This is a genomic window from bacterium (genome assembly GCA_035307765.1).
Lineage (GTDB): Bacteria > Sysuimicrobiota > Sysuimicrobiia > Sysuimicrobiales > Segetimicrobiaceae > Segetimicrobium.
The window spans coordinates 175,669-193,216 of the sequence record DATGHU010000034.1 but is presented as its reverse complement, the minus strand read 5'-3'; the positions used below and the strand labels follow the sequence as shown (position 1 = coordinate 193,216).

Annotated in this window: 13 protein-coding genes; 9 read left to right on the top strand and 4 right to left on the bottom strand. The window is 67.1% G+C overall.

The features are described from left to right. Positions 1 to 851 precede the first annotated feature (851 nt). The 4 genes from VKV57_11830 to VKV57_11815 all read right to left on the bottom strand — a co-directional run bounded on the left by VKV57_11830 (position 852) and on the right by VKV57_11815 (position 5,432). A complete protein-coding gene (locus VKV57_11830) occupies positions 852 to 1,334 on the bottom strand; it encodes a hypothetical protein (protein ID HLW60597.1) in 483 nt (160 codons plus the stop codon). A gap of 668 nt (positions 1,335 to 2,002) precedes the next feature. Further along, complete coding sequence (locus VKV57_11825; protein ID HLW60596.1) at positions 2,003 to 3,214, bottom strand: hypothetical protein; 1,212 nt, start codon at positions 3,212 to 3,214, stop codon at positions 2,003 to 2,005. Positions 3,215 to 3,349: 135 nt separating this feature from the next. Then, positions 3,350 to 4,543 (bottom strand): bifunctional DNA primase/polymerase, encoded by a 1,194-nt coding sequence (locus VKV57_11820; protein ID HLW60595.1) that lies wholly within the window; start codon positions 4,541 to 4,543, stop codon positions 3,350 to 3,352. Positions 4,544 to 4,613: 70 nt separating this feature from the next. After that, positions 4,614 to 5,432: a hypothetical protein gene (locus VKV57_11815; GenBank protein ID HLW60594.1), complete on the bottom strand. Its 819-nt coding sequence runs from the start codon at positions 5,430 to 5,432 to the stop codon at positions 4,614 to 4,616. A 591-nt stretch (positions 5,433 to 6,023) separates the two neighbouring features. Between VKV57_11815 and VKV57_11810 the strand changes: the two genes are divergently transcribed. The 9 genes from VKV57_11810 to VKV57_11770 are packed head-to-tail and all read left to right on the top strand — an operon-like array spanning position 6,024 to position 17,498. Next, positions 6,024 to 6,191: a hypothetical protein gene (locus VKV57_11810; GenBank protein HLW60593.1), complete on the top strand. Its 168-nt coding sequence runs from the start codon at positions 6,024 to 6,026 to the stop codon at positions 6,189 to 6,191. A gap of 5 nt (positions 6,192 to 6,196) precedes the next feature. Then, positions 6,197 to 6,517 (top strand): hypothetical protein, encoded by a 321-nt coding sequence (locus VKV57_11805; protein HLW60592.1) that lies wholly within the window; start codon positions 6,197 to 6,199, stop codon positions 6,515 to 6,517. 12 nt (positions 6,518 to 6,529) lie between these two features. After that, entirely contained in the window at positions 6,530 to 8,992 is a 2,463-nt protein-coding gene (locus tag VKV57_11800) for a TraC family protein (GenBank protein ID HLW60591.1), read from the top strand. Next, positions 8,989 to 10,041, top strand: a complete 1,053-nt coding sequence (locus tag VKV57_11795; protein HLW60590.1) for a hypothetical protein — start codon at positions 8,989 to 8,991, stop codon at positions 10,039 to 10,041. Before VKV57_11800 ends, VKV57_11795 begins: the two co-directional genes overlap by 4 nt. Before the next feature lie 23 nt (positions 10,042 to 10,064). Next, positions 10,065 to 11,120 carry a hypothetical protein gene (locus VKV57_11790; protein ID HLW60589.1) on the top strand — a complete coding sequence of 352 codons (1,056 nt, stop codon included), beginning with the start codon at positions 10,065 to 10,067 and terminating at the stop codon, positions 11,118 to 11,120. Beyond that, the gene (locus VKV57_11785) at positions 11,120 to 11,662 is read left to right on the top strand and encodes a hypothetical protein (GenBank protein HLW60588.1); all 543 of its coding nucleotides are present in this window, start codon (positions 11,120 to 11,122) and stop codon (positions 11,660 to 11,662) included. The genes VKV57_11790 and VKV57_11785 overlap by 1 nt, the downstream gene beginning before the upstream one ends. Before the next feature lie 7 nt (positions 11,663 to 11,669). Then, positions 11,670 to 13,994, top strand: coding sequence for a type IV secretory system conjugative DNA transfer family protein (locus tag VKV57_11780; GenBank protein ID HLW60587.1), 2,325 nt, complete (start codon positions 11,670 to 11,672; stop codon positions 13,992 to 13,994). Positions 13,995 to 14,049: 55 nt separating this feature from the next. Next, entirely contained in the window at positions 14,050 to 16,353 is a 2,304-nt protein-coding gene (locus VKV57_11775) for a DEAD/DEAH box helicase (GenBank protein HLW60586.1), read from the top strand. Further along, the gene (locus tag VKV57_11770) at positions 16,350 to 17,498 is read left to right on the top strand and encodes a permease (GenBank protein HLW60585.1); all 1,149 of its coding nucleotides are present in this window, start codon (positions 16,350 to 16,352) and stop codon (positions 17,496 to 17,498) included. Before VKV57_11775 ends, VKV57_11770 begins: the two co-directional genes overlap by 4 nt. The last annotated feature ends 50 nt before the right edge of the window (positions 17,499 to 17,548 follow it).

Here is a 17,548-nt window from a genome sequence, read left to right as displayed (position 1 = left end):
CCAAAGGTCGATGTTTCGATTCCCGCCGCCTCCACCAAGAACCCGGCTACATCCGACTGCACGGCGCTGCTAGACGCCCTATCTTCCAAAGGTTTCGGCCCCTCAGAAGGTAGAACAGGAATGCACCCCGTTGCATCCTGCATAGCGCCGGACAAGTGTAAATTGAGTGCAACCTCCCACCCCTCGGGAAAACGAGGTCGTCGGTGGTACCCTCTGTCCATAAGGAAGGCCAACGATCGGGACCTACCGGACGCCGCGAGAGGGAGGGTCGGCTCGCACTTCCACGAGGCCGCACCGATGTATTCGGATCATGCACTGTCGCCAGTCCCGACCGACGTGCCTCTCTGGAGCAAGGGTCTGACGATCGACCGGGGCAGACTCTACCTATCTCTATTCGGCCGAGGTTGTCCGAGGTGGCATCTGAACCCTGGTCCCCGAGGTTGCCCTCGCCGCCCTGACGTTGCACGCCCTCGAGCCAAAGCACAGGCGTCAACGCCGCGGTCCCAGGTTCTGTCAGCGCCGGTGGTAAATGGGTGGTTACCATTAAGCACAAGTTCCAGCACCCTTCGTCGACTGCGTCGCCCTGCTACATGCTCATCGGTGGGGTCGTGCGTGCGTGGAAGGGGTCGGGCGGCTGGGTGCTCCCCCCCACTTACACCAATCTTCGGGTCTTTTCCCTCCCCGCGCACCTCGATCACCTTCGCGCAAACCCTGGAATCCCATGAGGTTCCGAAGATCAGCGGGGGTTCCGCCCATCCGGGCAAACTTACGTTTTCAGCCTCTTTCGCACCCCATTAACACCCCATTAACACCCCATTCACGCCCCATTCACGCCCCATTCCCGAGGGTGATCACCCCCAGAGCGTCCCCTCGCGGATCGCCCAGGCCCATCCCGCCTTCATCCCGATTTTCTCGGACTGCACCCATAACGCCCGCTTGGCGCGCCAAAGGGTCGCGCGAGAAATACCGCGCTGCCTGGCGAGCGTCTGCACCTCTGTGACCGGCCTGGGCCTGCGACCGAGGACCTCGCGGAGAAACGCTATGGCTATTGCGAGCTGGGAAGACTTGGCGGCGACCGGTTGTACAGCTTCCGCTGAGGGCGCGAGAGTAGTCGGCCCGGCCACCAGCAGCTTCGGCGCTTGCTCCGGCGGAGTGTTGGCCGAAGGTGCGGGGGCTGTCGGGGGCACCCCCTGAAACCGCCTAACCTTGCGCTGCTGAATGAGCGCTTCGGCCACACTAGGCTCAAAGCCAGCCACGTCCCCGGGCATATACGAGGCATATCCGGGCACATCCACGTAAGCGACTACCACAACCGTGACAAGATCGCCATCCATCACGAAGCCTCCAGGATTCGCCCGTGCGAGATACGACAGTTCTGCACCGAGAAGCTGGGCTCCCGACGAGGCACCGCCGCACCCTCGCTGCGAGCACGACCACGCTACCGACAATACGGGGGATCTTCCGTCGAGCCCCGATTTGGGACCAGTGACCGCGGAGGTCCTCCACGCCCAGCTCGTGAAGCTCAAAGTCGCCGCGGTGTAGTGCAGTATCGGGTATGAGATTGTACCGAGGATTCACCGACCGAGGACTACCTTGTCACGGATGACACTGTCCTCCACTATTATACCCCGGAATCCGGCGCCAGCGCCCTGTCCCACAGTCCTACCAGTCCGCCCAGTAGGGCGTCCACTCCCTGCCCGCCCTCGTTGCAGGGTGCGCGACCCATCGCGCGCCACCCGCCCGAGCTGACGCGACTCTCTCGCCAGCTCCCCTCGCGGGGTCGCCCGAGACCGGCTCTACAATGGGCTCTACGCCCCCGAGAATCTCCGAGGACGAGTCCGACTCTGGGGCCCGAGGGTAACCCCCGAGCTCCCCTTCGACCACGGCTCGCCTCCCGGACTTGCCTGGACTTGTGCTCTCAAGTTCAGATGCGGTGGCGGGACCGGCCCATAGTGCCTGAATTACCGGCATACCGGCATAACCGGCATGGGGACAATGCCGCCTAACCGCGTGCGCTCGGCTTGCGCGCTCCACTCTGTGTGGCGGCCGCGACGGCTGCCGCGGTAGCCGCGATCAGCGTCCCCATGTCCGGCGGCTGGGACGGTTGCGGGGAGGGGGTGACGGGGGCCCCGCTCAGGACCACGTAGCGACTCCGCATGTCCTTCTCGACGGGGCCTACGCGCGGGTGGCGCTCCCGTTTGGCGATGATCCTGCCGATCCTCTCCTCCGACCAGCGATCAGCTCTCGCGCCATGGCGCTGCCGGAGTCGTTCGCTCAGGTCCGTGTACCGATACTGACCGGCGGGCAGCGTGTCGAACAGCTCCAACAGCGCGTCTCCCAGCGGCGACTCAATCCGCCTCTCGGCCGCCTGTTCGTGGGCGCGGCAATAAGTCGCCACGGGTTCCAATAGACCAGCGACTTCCGCGACGGCGAGCATCCCGGCCCAGAGTTGCCGCTGCGATTGGTTGGCGAACTGCCACCCCGATCCGTACGTCGCACTATGGCTGTAAGATAGATACCGGTCGCGGACCTCGTCCCGGTGCGTCTTGGCCCACGACTCCAGCGCGTTACACAACTCCTGCTCCAGCCGCTGGATCCGTAGCGAACTGAACTCCGCCACCGGCGGTTCCTTCATCTCGATTATGATGATCCGCCGCGCCAGAGCCGTGCTCGCCTCAGCCCCGCGGATGCTGACGATCAGTTTCGGCCCGAACACCCGATACGTGTCGCAGCCTGCACCCTTTGGGCCGGGACGACCACGCCTGATTGTGCCCTTGATGTTATTGCCGTTGAGAAGGATCTCTTCGAAGCCCTCCCTGCGCGCGCCGCGCAGTATCCTTTCACCCTCGTCCGCGACGAAGAGACGGCCGACGTTCTCGTCCAGCCACCGGTAGACTGACGCTGCTGTGTGGCCACCGGAAACGGTTCCGGCAGTCAGCGACGCCATGACCTCGCCCAAGGTGCTCTTGCCAGTACCCGCGGAGTTGTGTACTCCCAGGTAGGGCGCCCACCGGATCGCTCCAATTGGTGTCACGTGGCAGAGCGCAATGTACGCCGCGACCACCGCGCGCTCTTCCTTCGTGGATAAGAAGACAGGCTGGCGTAGGTACCGGCGCGTCGCCTTGATCACATTCTCGTCAATCAGGCTTCGTACTTCGTCCCTTGCCGTGCGCGCCCGCTCCCTAAGCGCCTCCAGTACATTCACATCAGCCATTCCATCGCCTCCCTTCGAATAACCGCCTTGGTCCAGGTGCAGTTTTGATGCCTGGGGCTCACCACACACGGTGGGGGGGACCTTGCAGCGACCCTGGACGGGAGAGTCGACGATGGTCTCGTACACGGGTAGCCTCTACGAAACATGGGTCGTAAGCGTAGCGGCAGCATGGCGAGGCCCCGGCAGGAACAGCGTGACCGGCCCCGCCGGGTCCACGATGTGCATGTAGCCCTCGTAGCACAGGTGGTGGATCGCCTCGCCCGCCTGCTTCTGGGGGACGCCGCACCACGCTGCCGCGAACCTCCAAGAGAAGGCCGTCGGCGCCCCGGGCGTGTGCAGCCACTTGCAGCCCAGAAGGAACAGGAAGCCGTCGTATACCTGGCGGACGTAGGGTGGCTCCCAATCGGGCAGCGGCGGGGGCTCCACGCGGACCGGGTGCAGGACGCCTGCCTCCACGAGCAAGCGCAGCCCCCACGTCGCCAACCCTGGTCCCCGGAGCTGGCGGACCTCGCCGTATGCGAGCGCCGCGCGGACCTCGGGGAGCGTCAGGACCTTCAGGCCATCCCGCTCGTGCCAGTCGTAGTAGACGGGGATGCCGACGCTGTTCAGGCCGAGCGATGCCGAGGGGCTCGTCTCGCCGTGCCCGGGGAGAATGCAGCGGAAGCCGCGGCCGACCTCGCCCGGGATCCCCAGGACGGCGGCCACCGCCCGGACCGTAGCAGCGTCCCGGTAGAGATCCGCCAGCCAGTTGCGCCCGGCGGCGCCACACCCCCCCTCTCTCGTTACTTGCTTCTTAGGGGGTGCGGGGCGAGAAGCGACGGGGGGAGGGACACGCGTCCGCAACAGTTCGAGCCATTCCCCGGGCAGTTCATTCAGATCACTGAGCGGTCGGAGCCACCGCCTGCCGAGGGACGGCGGGACTACGACGTAGCCGGCCCCGAGGACATCGAGGTTCGGCCGGAGGCCAATCTGGCGCGAGAGGCGGACGGAAGACCGGTACAGACGGTGACGGCCGCGCGGCGAGGCGAACTCTGCGGTCTCCGGCACCGGTAGACGGATGTCGTTCAGGTGCATTTCGCCGTCCTCGCCGTCCACGTCGAGGTCCACGAGTCCCCCAGGTCCCCCGAGGATGACAGCCGTCCCGTAGTCGGGGTATCTGCTGCGAAGGCGGTCGAGGTCGCGGCCTGTCTGACAGTCCTTCTGCCAGCGCCGCCACCGGAAGCCGCGAGGGGGCCGCTTCGCGCCGGTGATCACCGGGATCACGTTCAGCCCGGCTCTACGGAATTCGAGGGCGGCGTCGGCGAAGCTGCTGGCATGGGCCGCGTTCATCCGAGCGATCTCCGCCGCGATGCAGAAGAGGAGTTCCTTGTCACACTTATTGAGTTTCGTCGCATGCCTGCTACACGTGGAAGTCCACGACCACGAGCAGGGTGCTCCCCGGCAGGTGCTCGACGAACCGCTCATAGAACTGCCGGGCCCAATCGTCGGCGTCCTCATAAATGATGATAGTCGTGTCGGCCTCGATCCTTCGCGTTACAGAGGCCGGGCTCGTTGTCCGGACAGCCCTCTCGCACTCGGTGCGAATCGACCAGCTCAGGCCCATGTCCAACGGCTCTCGCTCAATCCAGTGTCTATACCGGAGAAAGGCCTTGAACGGCGAGAATGCCGGAACGGTCGCGACGTACTCAGCTTCGGTCATCGCGAGGATCTTCTCGCGTTCGGCGCGCGGACGTAGGGTCCGATCCCGTCGCAACCACCGGTGAAGCTCGGCGGCATCGGCCCGCCGACGCCTGAGCAACGCGTCCAGATCAATCTCATCGTGTCGCATAATGTCGCCGTCGTGCGGCGGCTGGCACAACAGGTCGTTCCATCTCCAGCCGGTGCCCAGACACCCGTTGCAGCCCTTACCGATCACCGGGAACACGCCGGAGTCAAGGGCGCGCGCCGCATACCACGCGTCTAGCTCTGGCGCCGTCCCGCCGAGCGGGCGCGTTCCCTTTCCGCCGCAGAATTCGCACGGCGAGTAGTTCCGCTTGTCTTGTGAAGGACGGTAACCGGACAGGTAGCCGGTGCACCGGCCTCCGATCTGCCAACTGTCCCACAGGCCGCCGCTCTCAGCGTCCCCACCGAACGTCGCCATTTGTTCCGCGACCGCCGTTTCCACTGTGTCCCGATCACGCCTTGCAGTATCAAGGACGACCAGAAGGGCCCGGTGCATTTTCATCCCACCTCCATTGTGTCAGTAGTGAAGTATTTTTCGCACGTTCAGCAACAAGCGAATGTACCCCGCGATGTCTCGGGGTCCGAATAGTACCTCTGGAAAATCACCGAACAGAAACCAGCAGGGGACTTCGAAGTCGCGTCTAAATTCCTCATCGTTGAGCGCATCAAATTGCCGCAACGCCCGCTTAATTTGCCGCCGGATCTCATGTTGCTCCCCATAGACGAGGAACCTGATCGTTTTTCTCCGCACCTGCGCCTCGAACGTTGCACTCAGAGAAAAGACCCCTACGGAGTTGTGGAGCACAATGAAGCCGGCCCTCTGGGCCGCTAGGAGGAACTGGACTTTATGGCTCTTCGATATCCGACTGCTCATTTTCTGTCACCATTCGTCTCGCCGGGTAGATACAGGGCGCAGGGCGGCGTCGGCGAAGCTGCTGGCGTGGGCGGGCGTCATCTTGGCGATCTCCGCCGCGGTGTAAAGCGGAGTTCCTTGTCAAACTTATCGTGTTTCGCACCCATTCTCGTGATGTGGCGAATGTGTGTCTGAGATTGTGGGGGGACGGCGTCGCCTGCTCCGACCCGGGAGTTGTATTGCGCCGCGTTCGGGCTCGCCTACGCCACGGCTGCCCTCCTCGTCGCCGGGGCGCTCATCGTGGCCGATCACCGCAACGGCGTTCGCAACGCGTTGTGGGTGATCATCGGCTCGGTCATTCTCTTCTTCGGCGGCCAGATTATCCGGATGATCAAGGGATAGCGCCGATGCTCCCGCAGCATCCGGTCTTTCGGAAACTCGACGCGGCGGTGACGGTGCTTGGGGTGGAACTCGAAGATTGGTTCGGCCTCGGGGTGTCCTTCGTCGTCCTGTCTCGGGTGAGCGATCTGGTCGTTGGACAAATCCTGCGGATCCCTCGGGCCGAGGCCGGCGCCTCGGCCCTCGCCACAGGTGCCGTTTTCCTGCTCTGGCGGAGGGTGCGGGAGCGGACCCCGCGCCACTTCGTTCGACACCTCCTCGACTACCTTGGGGAACCCGACGTGTACGTCCTGACCGCCGATACGGACGCCAACCCCTACGTGGCCTGAAGGGCGATGCCGATGGAGTCCTGGGGAGATCTGACCCGAGCGCTGCCCTACTGGACAATCCGCGACCGCGCGGTCGTCCTGCGCGATGGAAGCTACCGGTTGGGATTCGAGGTGGACCTTCCGGGGACTGAGGTCTGGGATGCGCCGCAGCTCACGCTGTGCAACGAGCGGCTCCGGACCCTCATCGGGTCGGCGGTTCCCGATGGCGAATGCCTGCGGATCCTCCTGGAAATCCACACCGACTGTGCCGAACTGCTGCGCACGTATGCCGAGCAGTGCCTGAGCAGTCATGCCATTGTTCGGGAACTCCACCGCCGGCGCGTTTCCGCCTGGAGCGAGGCCCACGCCGCGGGTCGCTTGGTGAACTCACGCTTGGTGTTTGATCTCTCCTACCATCCAAGGCACGGGCGGACACGGTGGTGGGCCCCGGTGGACGCCGCCACCTACAGGCGTCACCTGCGAGAAATGGAGATCCTCCGCGATCTGATGGTCGGACACTGCGAACGGTGCGGGTTCCGGGCGCGCCCGCTTGACGATGGGGACCTGCTGGCGACCGCCTGGCGGTTCTTCAACCCCGATCGTAAGCGCTACTGCCCGCCCCCCCCCGTCCCCATGGAGAATCAGGGCGGTGAGCTCCCGCGGCGCCTGCTGGCGGCCTGGCCGTTTCTCAGCCGTCCGTCGGTGCGCACGGCCGTGGCCCGGTCCGATCTCTTTCGCCGGTGGGATTTCCTCTGGCTGGATGGGCACGCGCATGCCGTCGTGGCGATGGATACCCTTCCCGACAAGCCGACGACGCCGAACGTGCTGGGGCCGCTTCAAACGCTGCCCGGAACCTACTGGCTGGTGATCGAGGCGTGGAACGACCCGCGCTCGGACCAGATCAAGCGACTCGAACTGAAGAGCCGCTTGAGCCGGCAGGCCGTGCTCGCCCAGGATGGCGGCGATTCCAACGCCCGCGCGGTGGAGCGACAGGTTGCCGATGCCCTGGATGTCCTTCAACTAACCAGCGAGCGCGTTGTCCGCGTCGGGGCAGCGGTGATCCTTCAAGAGAGGAGTCCGGAGGCCGTTCGCGCGGCTGCGCGCCGCGCCGTGGACGCGTTTCAGCAGATTCCTGGAGTTGACGCCCGCATCGAGTCGGTGGCGCTGCGGCGGCAATTCGTGCAGCTCGCGCCGTTCAGCGGTCTCCCCAACGAACGGCTGATGCGGATGTTGACCAGCAACGCGGCCGATTTCGTGCCGTGCCACGCCCCCTGGCGAGGCGCCAGACGTGTCGTCTGTCCATTCCTGACGCGCCGGGGGAGCCTGGTGGCGATCGACCCCTTTGACCCGCGGCTCCCGTCCTGGAACGCCGTGGTGGTTGGGGAGTCCGGGGGAGGGAAGACGCACTTCGCGATCGCCTGGTTGTCGCACTTGCTCGCGCGCAATCCGGTCGTCTTGATCGTCGACAAGGGCGGGGCGTACAAGACATTCTGCGACGTCTACGGCGGGCAGTATGTCCACCTGGATCCCGGCTCCGGCATCTCCGTAAACCCTTTTGACCTCCTGCCTGGGGAGGTGGAGCCCGATCACACCCAGCTCGGTCTGCTGAAGAGCCTCGTGGCGATGATGGTGGCCGAACCGGAGAAGAGCTTGGACCGCCAGGAGATGGCGATCCTCGAGTCGGCGATTCGACAAACCTACGCCCGGGGGGCGGGTGACCCGGTGTTCCTGCACGATTTGGTCCGGACCCTCCGGACGTTCGAGCAGGTCGGCACGCACGAGGGGGGACCCGAGGAATGGAGCAGCGCCCGGGGAATCGCCCGTCGCCTCGAGCTCTGGGTGGATCAGGGACTCTATGCGGGTTTGCTTGACCGCCCGTCCACGGTCGATCTCAGCGGTGGGATTGTGTGTCTCGATACCGAGGGGTTGAACGAACACTACCCCGATCTCGTGCCGATCGCCGCCCTGCTCGCCAACCATCTGATCTACCGGAGGGTGCGGGGTGAAGAAGGTCGCCTCAAATACGTGGTCAGCGACGAGACCTGGGCCACCCTGTTGAACCGGGTCGCGGCGGATTCGCTGGTGGGCATGTTCCGCCGGTTTCGCAAATTCGGCGCCGGGATCATGGCGATCAGCCAGCGGGTTCAGGACTTCGAGAACGAATACGCCCGCGGGATACTTGAAAACGCCCCGATCAAGGTCCTGACCCGCGCCGAAGACGTGGACCGCGTCGCCCCCCTGTTCCAACTCAACGACCAGTATCGGATGTTGTGGAAGAGTTTGGCGCAGCGTCGCGGGGTGTTCAGCGAAGCGCTCGTCATCACGGACCTGCTCGAGGGGCGCGAGGGCGGCATCGTCGTCATTCGTGATATTCCGGAAGACTACGTGATCGCCACCACGACCGCGGAGGAACGCCTCGAACGGGATCAGCTCGCCGCTCGCCTGGGCACCTGGAAGGCCGTTCAGCACCTCGCCGAATCGAGGAGGGAACAATGACTTCACGGTCGATGCCCCGGGCGACCGGGTTTCTGCTTGTGGTGAGTCTGCTGATTGTTCACGATCCCGCTCCGCTGCTGGCGCAGATCGCCGCCCCCGGCCAACGGCCCCGCATCTTCCACAGCCGGAGCGCCTCACCTCCGGTCGCCCAAGCGGCGGTGGGGGAGGCCGCTGTCGATCCGCACGCCCGGATTTTTCTCACCTTAGGCTGGGCTGCGGCTCCTGCGTCGGTGGCGCAAGTTGGCGGAGCGGAGGATCTCTCCCAGGTCATCGATCTGTTTCGGCAATCCCTGGACCGGTTGGCGGAGTGGAGCCAATTGTTTCGACAGACCTCCTCGGAGATGCTGGCGCGGCTGATCCAGGAGTTTCCGGGTCAGCTACCGGACGGGACGGATCTCACGGACCTGGCCAGGGAAATCGCGGCCCTGCCCGCTGCGCTCGGGGGCGCGCTGCAGGTTGTTCGGGCGAAGCTCCAGCCGGCGGTCGTTCCGGGGAGCGTCGATGAGCGGCACCACGCGTACGTGGGGAGTAATCCTGCGGTGGCCCGGGAGGCCGTCGGCATCGCCGAGACCGATCAGGTGGTCGCCGGCGGGGTCGTCCAGCAGGCGGCCGCCTCCGAGACGGCCGCGGCGGCGGCGGCGGAGGTCGCCCGAGACCTGCGCCCCCAGGCGGCGGCCGTGCAGGCTCGCGAGACGGGGGATGCGCTCGCATCGAGCGCGCACGACTTGCCCAGCGCTCGGGCAGGCATCGAGCTCCTGGTCGCAGGGGCCGGAGCCAGCCTACGGCAGCAGGCGGACCTCGGGACTGCCACGGCGGATCGGTTGACCGTTCTCGTAGCGCAGGCCGCGGAGGTGAGTCAGCAGGTCGGCGCGCTCGCGGCCACGACGGGAGCGCTGACCCTTCGGCAGGCAGAGCAAGATCGGCGCGCGCTGGACGCGCAGCTGGGTTTGGCCGATGCGGTCTCGACGGCATCACAGGTGCTCGGCGAGGTCCTGGCGGGCGCCGGCGCCACCCAACCCGCCGACATCGAGCTCCGGCCGCTGTACTAAGGGAGGAGACGGCGACACCGATCGTGAGCGGGTTTGAGCGAGGGATCGCGGAGATCTTCACGGCGTTGGAACAGTGGCTCGTGTCGACGGGGGCCACCCAGTCGATGTTGCGACTTTCCTGGGCGGTCCTGACGTGCCTGTGGTTGTCCCACATCGCTGTTTCGCTGCGTCCGGACCGGCCCCCCGATGTGGTCGGAGCGTTCAGTCGTTTGATCGTTGCCGGCGGGCTATTGAGTGGCGTGGGGTCGATCAATCAGCTCATCCTGCTCACCTTCACCACGTTTCGAGATGCCGGAACGGCCGTGCTTTCCGGGCTGATCAGCCAGCACTGGAATCAATTCGTGCAGGACTGGCTGTCGCCGCAGGCCGCCACGCTCTTTCAGACCTTGGGGCCTTGGTTCACGTATCCATGGGCCCTGACCGTGCTGCTGGCGGGCGTCCTGCTCGGGGTGCTCCTATTCGCGGTTGGCTTCATGGTGTACTTGGCCATCCTGTTCTTTGCCCACCTCACCCTGCTCCTGGCGATCTTTCTGGCCCCGCTGGCCTTCGCGCTGCTCGCGGCGCCGGCGACGGCCCGATGGACGGCGCGGTGGGCGGTGGTCGTCGTGAAGACGGGGCTGGTGGTGTTCAGCGTCAGGGTCATCCACGCGGCCGCGATTTACCTGGCGGTGATCGTCCCGATCCACCAGCTGTCGGCCGGACTCTCCAATGGGTTCGGCCAGACGGGAGGGAGCTCCCGAGGGGATCCCTCCACCCTGGGGATTGCGCTCTTGAACCTGGTGTGGCTGCTTGCGCTGATGCTCGTGGGGACCGGCATCGGCGTGTACGCGATGCTGCGTGCCGAGCGGTTGACCGGGCAGTTCGTGGAGGGCGTGGCATTTGGCGAAGGCCTCTTCGCCGGCCCCATGCGCCTGCAGGGACAACTCGCCGGCTGGGTGTCGCATCAGGCCGCGGATCGACAGATCCCCGACACCGCAACCATCGGCCCCCCGGCGGGAGGAACGGGGCCGTGGGGTCCTCCGAGCGGGAGCGCTCAGGGAGCCACGGTGATTCAGCCCGGGGGCCGATTCGTCCGGTGATGCCGGCCGGCCTGCGTCGTGTGGTCGTTGCGGTGATCGGGGTCCTCGCGCCCCTGGCGAGCCCCTGGGCGGGGGCGCAGCCCCTCCCGGCGGGGACGACCGCGGCCGTGCTCTCCTTTGTCGATTCCGCGGCGGGTCGGGTGGAAGTGGTGCGCGGATGGCCGACGGCGCCCTCGGATGTCGACGTGTACCCGTTCGTCCCATATTTCTGGGGAGGGTGCCCCGGCGTGGGGGCGGTGATGATGCTCGTGACGGGACCCGCCGCCGCGGGTCCGCTCGCGGCTCGGGTGGCCCAAGCCCTGATCACGAGGCCGCACCCCGCGGAGGGAGGCCGGGCCATCGCCAGGATCGCCGCCGCCCTTCGGACCCCCGGCGACCCTGGGGTAGAAGCCCTGAAAGCCGTGTCGCCGTGGATCAGCGATCTCGCGACGTACGAGCGTTTGGGCTATGCCGTGTTCCTGTTCGTGAGCTGGGAGGGGGTTCGCTGTGCGGTGACCTTTCGCACCATCCCGGAAGGATACGCGATCCCGTTTGTGCGGTGAGCGGCGGATGCGTTCCAAGCTTTGCGAGGTGGGGGCCGCGATGCAACTCCTGGGGATCGCGATCGTCGCCGCGGCGTTGCTTGCGATCGCTCGGGAGAGCGTCGAGACGATTCGAAGAGTGCTCCCCGCCGAGGCCTCCTCGGCTCCGGAAGGCTTCGCGCGCTGGCTGCGGGCCTGCGCGTTCTCCTCCGAGTGCCGCCGGGGAGTGTCTTGGGTGTTCCGCCGCACCCTGCGCACGCACGCAAGCTTCCTGTCGGTGACGAGCCTGGTCGGGGTGGGGCTGGAAGTATTGGGGCGGATGTGGCGCGCGCGGGCGGCGGGCCTTCGTTCCTCCGCGGGGTGCGCACGATATGCATCGCTGGTCGAAATCTGGCGTCTGGCATGCCAATCCGGTGAGGCCTGGCTCCCCCTCGGATACGCGCCGTTCCCGCGATTCCTCAGGGCGTGGGCGCGGCGCTCGGCGCGCACGGGGATCCGTCATCTCTTGTCGGGGCCCCTGGTGCGGTTGCCGACGGAGGACCTCGCTCGCCATGTGCTGACGGTTGGATTGACCGGCTCCCACAAGACCACCGCGGTGGTCTTGCCGATCGTGCTCGAGGCCGCCCGGCACGGAGTGTCTGTGGTGGCCTTGGATCTCAAGTACGGAGAGGGCGACAGCCTCGTCGGGGCGGCTCAGGAGTGGCAGAGGTGGGCCCGCGACGTGCTGGTGTTTGCTCCTCTCGACACGGCCACCCTGCGATGGAACCCTCTCGTAGGGTGCCGCTCGATCGGCGATGGTCAGCGGATCGCATCACAGCTCTTCGACGATCTCGAGTCTTCGGACCCCGGCATGGTCTACTGGATGGGGGCGGAGCGGCACGTCTGCGCCGCTCTCTGCCATGCGGTCACGGTCGACGGCGGGCCGCCCACGCTTGGCCGGGTGCGATCGCTGTGCGAATCCGGCCCGGGAGTCATCCACGCCTTCGTCGGGGCCCATCCGCACGCCGCGCAGCTGATGGCTCGGTTGGGAGCGTACTTGGCGATGCTCCCCAAGGACCAGGCGGGGATCCTTCAGGGGATCGCCGCCCGCCTCGAAGCGTGGGGCGATGACGCCGTCTGCGCGGCCACGGGTCAAGGCGCGCCGTGGGAACACGTTGATCTCGGCCGGCTCCGCCGCGAGCCCGTGTTGCTGATCGTCGGGGTGCCCCAGGCCGCCCTCGGACGGCTCCGATGGCTCTGCCGACTGTTCCTCCGAGACCTCGCCGTCCATCTGCTTCGACCGCGCGACGCGGACGAGGCGGTGCGGGTGTTGTTGGTGCTCGAGGAGTTGCCGGCGTGGGGGGCGCTGCCGGGGCTGGCCGACCACTTGGCCACGTATCGGAGTCGGCAGGTCTCCGTGGTTGCGACGCTGCAGAGCACGGCCCAGGGAGAGCACGTGTACGGGCGGGCAGGGTGGGCCGCCATCGAAGCCAACCTGGTGACGAAGTTGTACCTCCCATCGCTGGCAGACGGCGATGCCGAGCGCCTCAGTCAGGTGCTGGGGATGGCCCCAGGGGAAGACGTCGCCCACAGCCGGGGATGGGGAGCGGCCGGGTATCGCGGCGGAGAGCAGCGGCGGGCCATTCCCGTTCCCCTCGGACGCGCCGAGGAGCTTCGCGGGGGGGCGTTGGAGACGGACGAAGTCCTTGTGCGGTTTGGCCGCATGCCGCCGGCACGCCTGTGGTGTCCTCCATTCTATCTTCGGCCTCCGTATGTTGGCCGAAGCCCCGATCGACTCCCCCGCACCCCCGACCTCGCCGTCTATCACCACCTCTGGATCCGTCGCGCCAACGGCTCGGCGGCGCCTTCCCCGCCGCCGGCACCAGAAACGCCAACGGCGCCGCCACGTTCCCCCGCCGTCGGTGGTCACCCGCAGGGTTCCGACCCACCGGCCCCGCCGTCGAAGGACGCCCCGACGCCGGCCGACATCTCCTCCCCCGCCGTCGGTGGTCACCCGCAGGGGTCCGACCCACCGGCCCCGCCGTCGGAGGATGCCCCGACGCCGGCCGACATCTCCGAGCTGCACAGGTTTCTTGAGGTGCTCATTCACGCCCAGCGGGACCGGCCGGACGCGCTCCGGGGAGTCCGGGTGCGAGGGAGGCTGATAGAGGTCCGAGTGGATCCCCGGGCGGTCAGCCGCGCCTGCGGCCGGCCCGAGGTGATGCACGCGTTGGCTCGGCGCTGGTCGGCCCTCCGTTGGGTGCGTCGCGTTCGCCCGTCATTCGTCCTCAGTCGGCGGGCGTTGGATGCCCTCGACTCACGGCTGGCCCGGCGACTCGAGAGCTCCATCGGCGATGGAGGCGCGAAGCCCTGACGGCGCGCCGACGTGTGCGCCCCGATCGCCGGTCCGCTCACAGGCCCGGATCGCGTTGGCCGCGAACTACCTGCGCATGGACTTCGTCCACCTCCTCGGGGCGGTCCGCGAAGACCCCCGCTACCGCGGTCAGATCGTCCACGAGGAGCGCTTCCCCGCCAGATCGGCGCGGTATGCGACGCTGCGAGAAGCACTGGCGCCGCCGCTCGCCGAGGCGTTGGTCCGTCTAGGGATCACCCGCCTGTACACGCACCAGGCGGAGGCGGTCGAGGCCGTGCGGGGCGGAGAGTCGGTCATCGTCACGACCGGGACCGCCAGCGGGAAGTCACTCTGCTACATGCTGCCGGTTCTCGAAGCGCTGGTCACGGCCCCGGAGGCGAGAGCGCTGTTCATCTTCCCGACGAAGGCCCTGGCGCAGGACCAGCAGGACGCGTTGGGGGAGTTCGGCCTCGGCCTCCGCGTTGGATCCTACGACGGCGATACCCCACAGGCCGAGCGGCGACGGCTGCGCGGAGAGGCGCAGATCCTCCTGACCAACCCCGACATGCTCCACGTGGGGATCCTCCCGCAGCATTTTCGGTGGACGCCATTTCTCAAGCACCTCAGGTTCGTGGTGCTCGACGACATGCACGTGTACCGCGGCGTCTTCGGGAGCCACGTGGCTAACATCCTCCGCCGGTTGGTCCGGGTCTGCCGCCTTCGCGGGATCGATCCACAGATCATCTGCACGTCGGCGACGGTGGCGAACGCCGGCGAGTTTGGCCGCCGCCTCACCGGGCGCCCGCTGCGGGTCATCGACCAGGACGGTGCGCCGCGGGGGCCCCGGTCGTTCCTGCTGTGGAACCCCCCGGTGATCGATCGGGCCAAGATGAGCCGCCGCAGTCCTTACATCGAAGCGAGCTGGCTCGTGGCGAGCCTCCTTAAGGGCGGTGTGCGGACGATCGCGTTTACCAAGGCCCGCAAGATCACGGAGCTGGTGCACCGGTACACCGTGGACGCCCTTCGGGAGGATCCCGTCCTCGCGGCGCGCGTCAGCCCGTACCGGGCCGGGTACCTTCCGGAACAGCGGCGGGAGATCGAGCGGCGGTTGTTCAGCGGCGATCTGGCCGGGGTGATCAGCACGAGCGCGCTCGAGTTGGGGATTGACGTCGGCGGGCTGGACGCGGCGGTGCTGGTGGGGTATCCGGGGACGATGGCCAGTGTCTGGCAGCGGGCGGGGCGCGCGGGGCGGGGGCAGGATGAATCGCTCGCGGTGCTGATCGGCCTCGAGGATGCGCTTGACCAATACTTGATGCGCCAGCCGGCCTACTTCTTCGGCCGGCCGGTCGAGCACGCGACGGTTGACCCGGAGAACCCCTATGTGCTGGCGGCGCACCTCCGTTGTGCCGCCAGTGAGGTGGCGCTCTGGGCGGGGGACGAGGCGGTGTTCGGTCCGCGGATGCGGGTCATCGCCGAAGCGCTCGAAGGCACCGGGGAGCTCGTGCGCCGGCGGGATCGGTGGCACCCTCGATCCCGCCGGTATCCTGCGGGGTCGGTTGAAATCCGCAGCACCTCCAGCGATCTCTACCGCATCGTGAACGCCCGCACGCGCCGGTTGGTCGGGACCGTGGACGGCGCCCGAGCGTTCGAGCAGGTGCACGAGGGGGCCATCTACCTCCACCAGGGGGAGGCCTACCGGGTGACACGCCTCGACTTGGCCACGCGCACAGCCACCGTCGAGGCGGACGACAGCGGCACCTACACCGAACCACGCGTCGTCACCGACCTCAGCGTTGCCCGGGCCCGGGCCGACCGGGCGTGCGGCGGGACGACCGCATACTTTGGCGAGGTTCTGGTCACCCATCGGGTGGTCGAGTACCGGCGCAAGCATCTCGTCAGCGATGCGGTGGTGTCCGTCGCACCGCTTGACCTCCCCGAGGAGGAGCTGGCGACGACCGCACTGTGGCTCACCATTCCCCCTGCGCTGGCCGCCGCCGTGGAGGAGGCCGGGCGGGACCTCGCCGGCGGCATCCACGCCGTCGAGCACGCGGCGATCGGTCTGCTGCCCTTGCTCGCGATGTGCGACCGCTGGGATATCGGCGGGGTCAGCTACCCGGCGTATCCCGATACAGGGGAGGTGACCATCTTCATCTACGACGGGCACCGGGGCGGGGTGGGGGTCGCCGAGAAAGGGTTCGAACTGCTCGACGAGCTGCTGCGGCGGACGTTGGACGCGATCAGGTCCTGCCCGTGCGAAGCCGGGTGCCCCTCCTGCATTCAGTCCCCCAAGTGCGGCAACTTCAACACCCCGCTCGACAAGCACGCCGCGGTGCTGCTGCTCCGCTGCCTGCTGGAGGAAAAGGGGCTGCGGTCCAGATGAGCGCCATCGCCCGGGCGCTGAGTGCGGCGGCGGCGATGGGGTGGGAGATCCTCTGGCCGCTGATCCTGGGATTCGCGCTCTCGGCGACAATCCAGGCATTCGTCTCCAAGCGGCAGATGGTCCGGGTGCTGGGAGACGACTCGCCGCGCTCCATCGTCCTGGCCAGTCTGTTCGGCGCCGCCTCGTCATCCTGTTCGTACGCGGCGGTGGCACTGGCCCGATCGATATTCCGGAAGGGTGCCGACTTCACCGCGTCGATCGTGTTCGAGTTCGCGTCGACGAATCTGGTGATCGAGCTTGGGATCATCATGATCGTGCTCCTGGGGTGGCCGTTCGCGCTGGCGGAGTTTGCCGGCGGCCCGATCATGATCGCCGTGTTGTGGTTGGTGTTCCGCCTTACGCTCCGTCGCGCGGCGGTCGACGAAGCCCGCCGGCAGGCGGAGCGGGGGCGGGCCGGGCGCATGGAGGGCCACGCCGAGATGGACATGGCGGTGACCGAAGGCACACCCCTGCTCGCGCGAATGGTATCGCCGGAGGGATTTACCGCCGTCAGCCATTACTTCGTCATGGATTGGGCGGCGGTCTGGATGGACATCGCCGGCGGCCTCGTGATCGCCGGGGCCATCGCCGCGTGGGTGCCCGCCGCGTTCTGGCGGGGGTTTTTCCTGATGAACCATCCGGGGCTGGGCCTGATCTGGGGTCCGTTGATCGGACCGGTGGTGTCGATGATGGCCTTTGTCTGCTCAGTGGGGAACGTGCCGCTGGCCGCCGTCCTGTGGAACGGGGGCATCAGCTTCGGCGGGGTCGTGTCCTTCATCTACTCCGACCTGATCATCCTTCCCATTCTGAACATCTATCGGAAGTACTATGGGACGCGGATGGCGCTGTACCTGCTCGTCACCTCCTACGCCGCGATCGTGACCGCGGGCGTGGCCGTCGATCTCCTTTTCCGTGTCCTCGGACTGACCCCGACCGCGCGCCACGCCGTCGTACTCGACGCCCGCATCGCCCTGAACTCCACCTCGATCCTCAACCTCATCTTCCTCCTGCTTGCGGCCGTCCTGGTCCGGCGCTTCCTCACGACCGGCGGGCCTGAAATGCTCCGAATGATGAACACGCCCATGACCACGCCGGAGTCGAAATAGCGAAAGGGGCCGCCTCCCCGAGCGGGAGGCGCGACCGCGCCGCGGGCCGC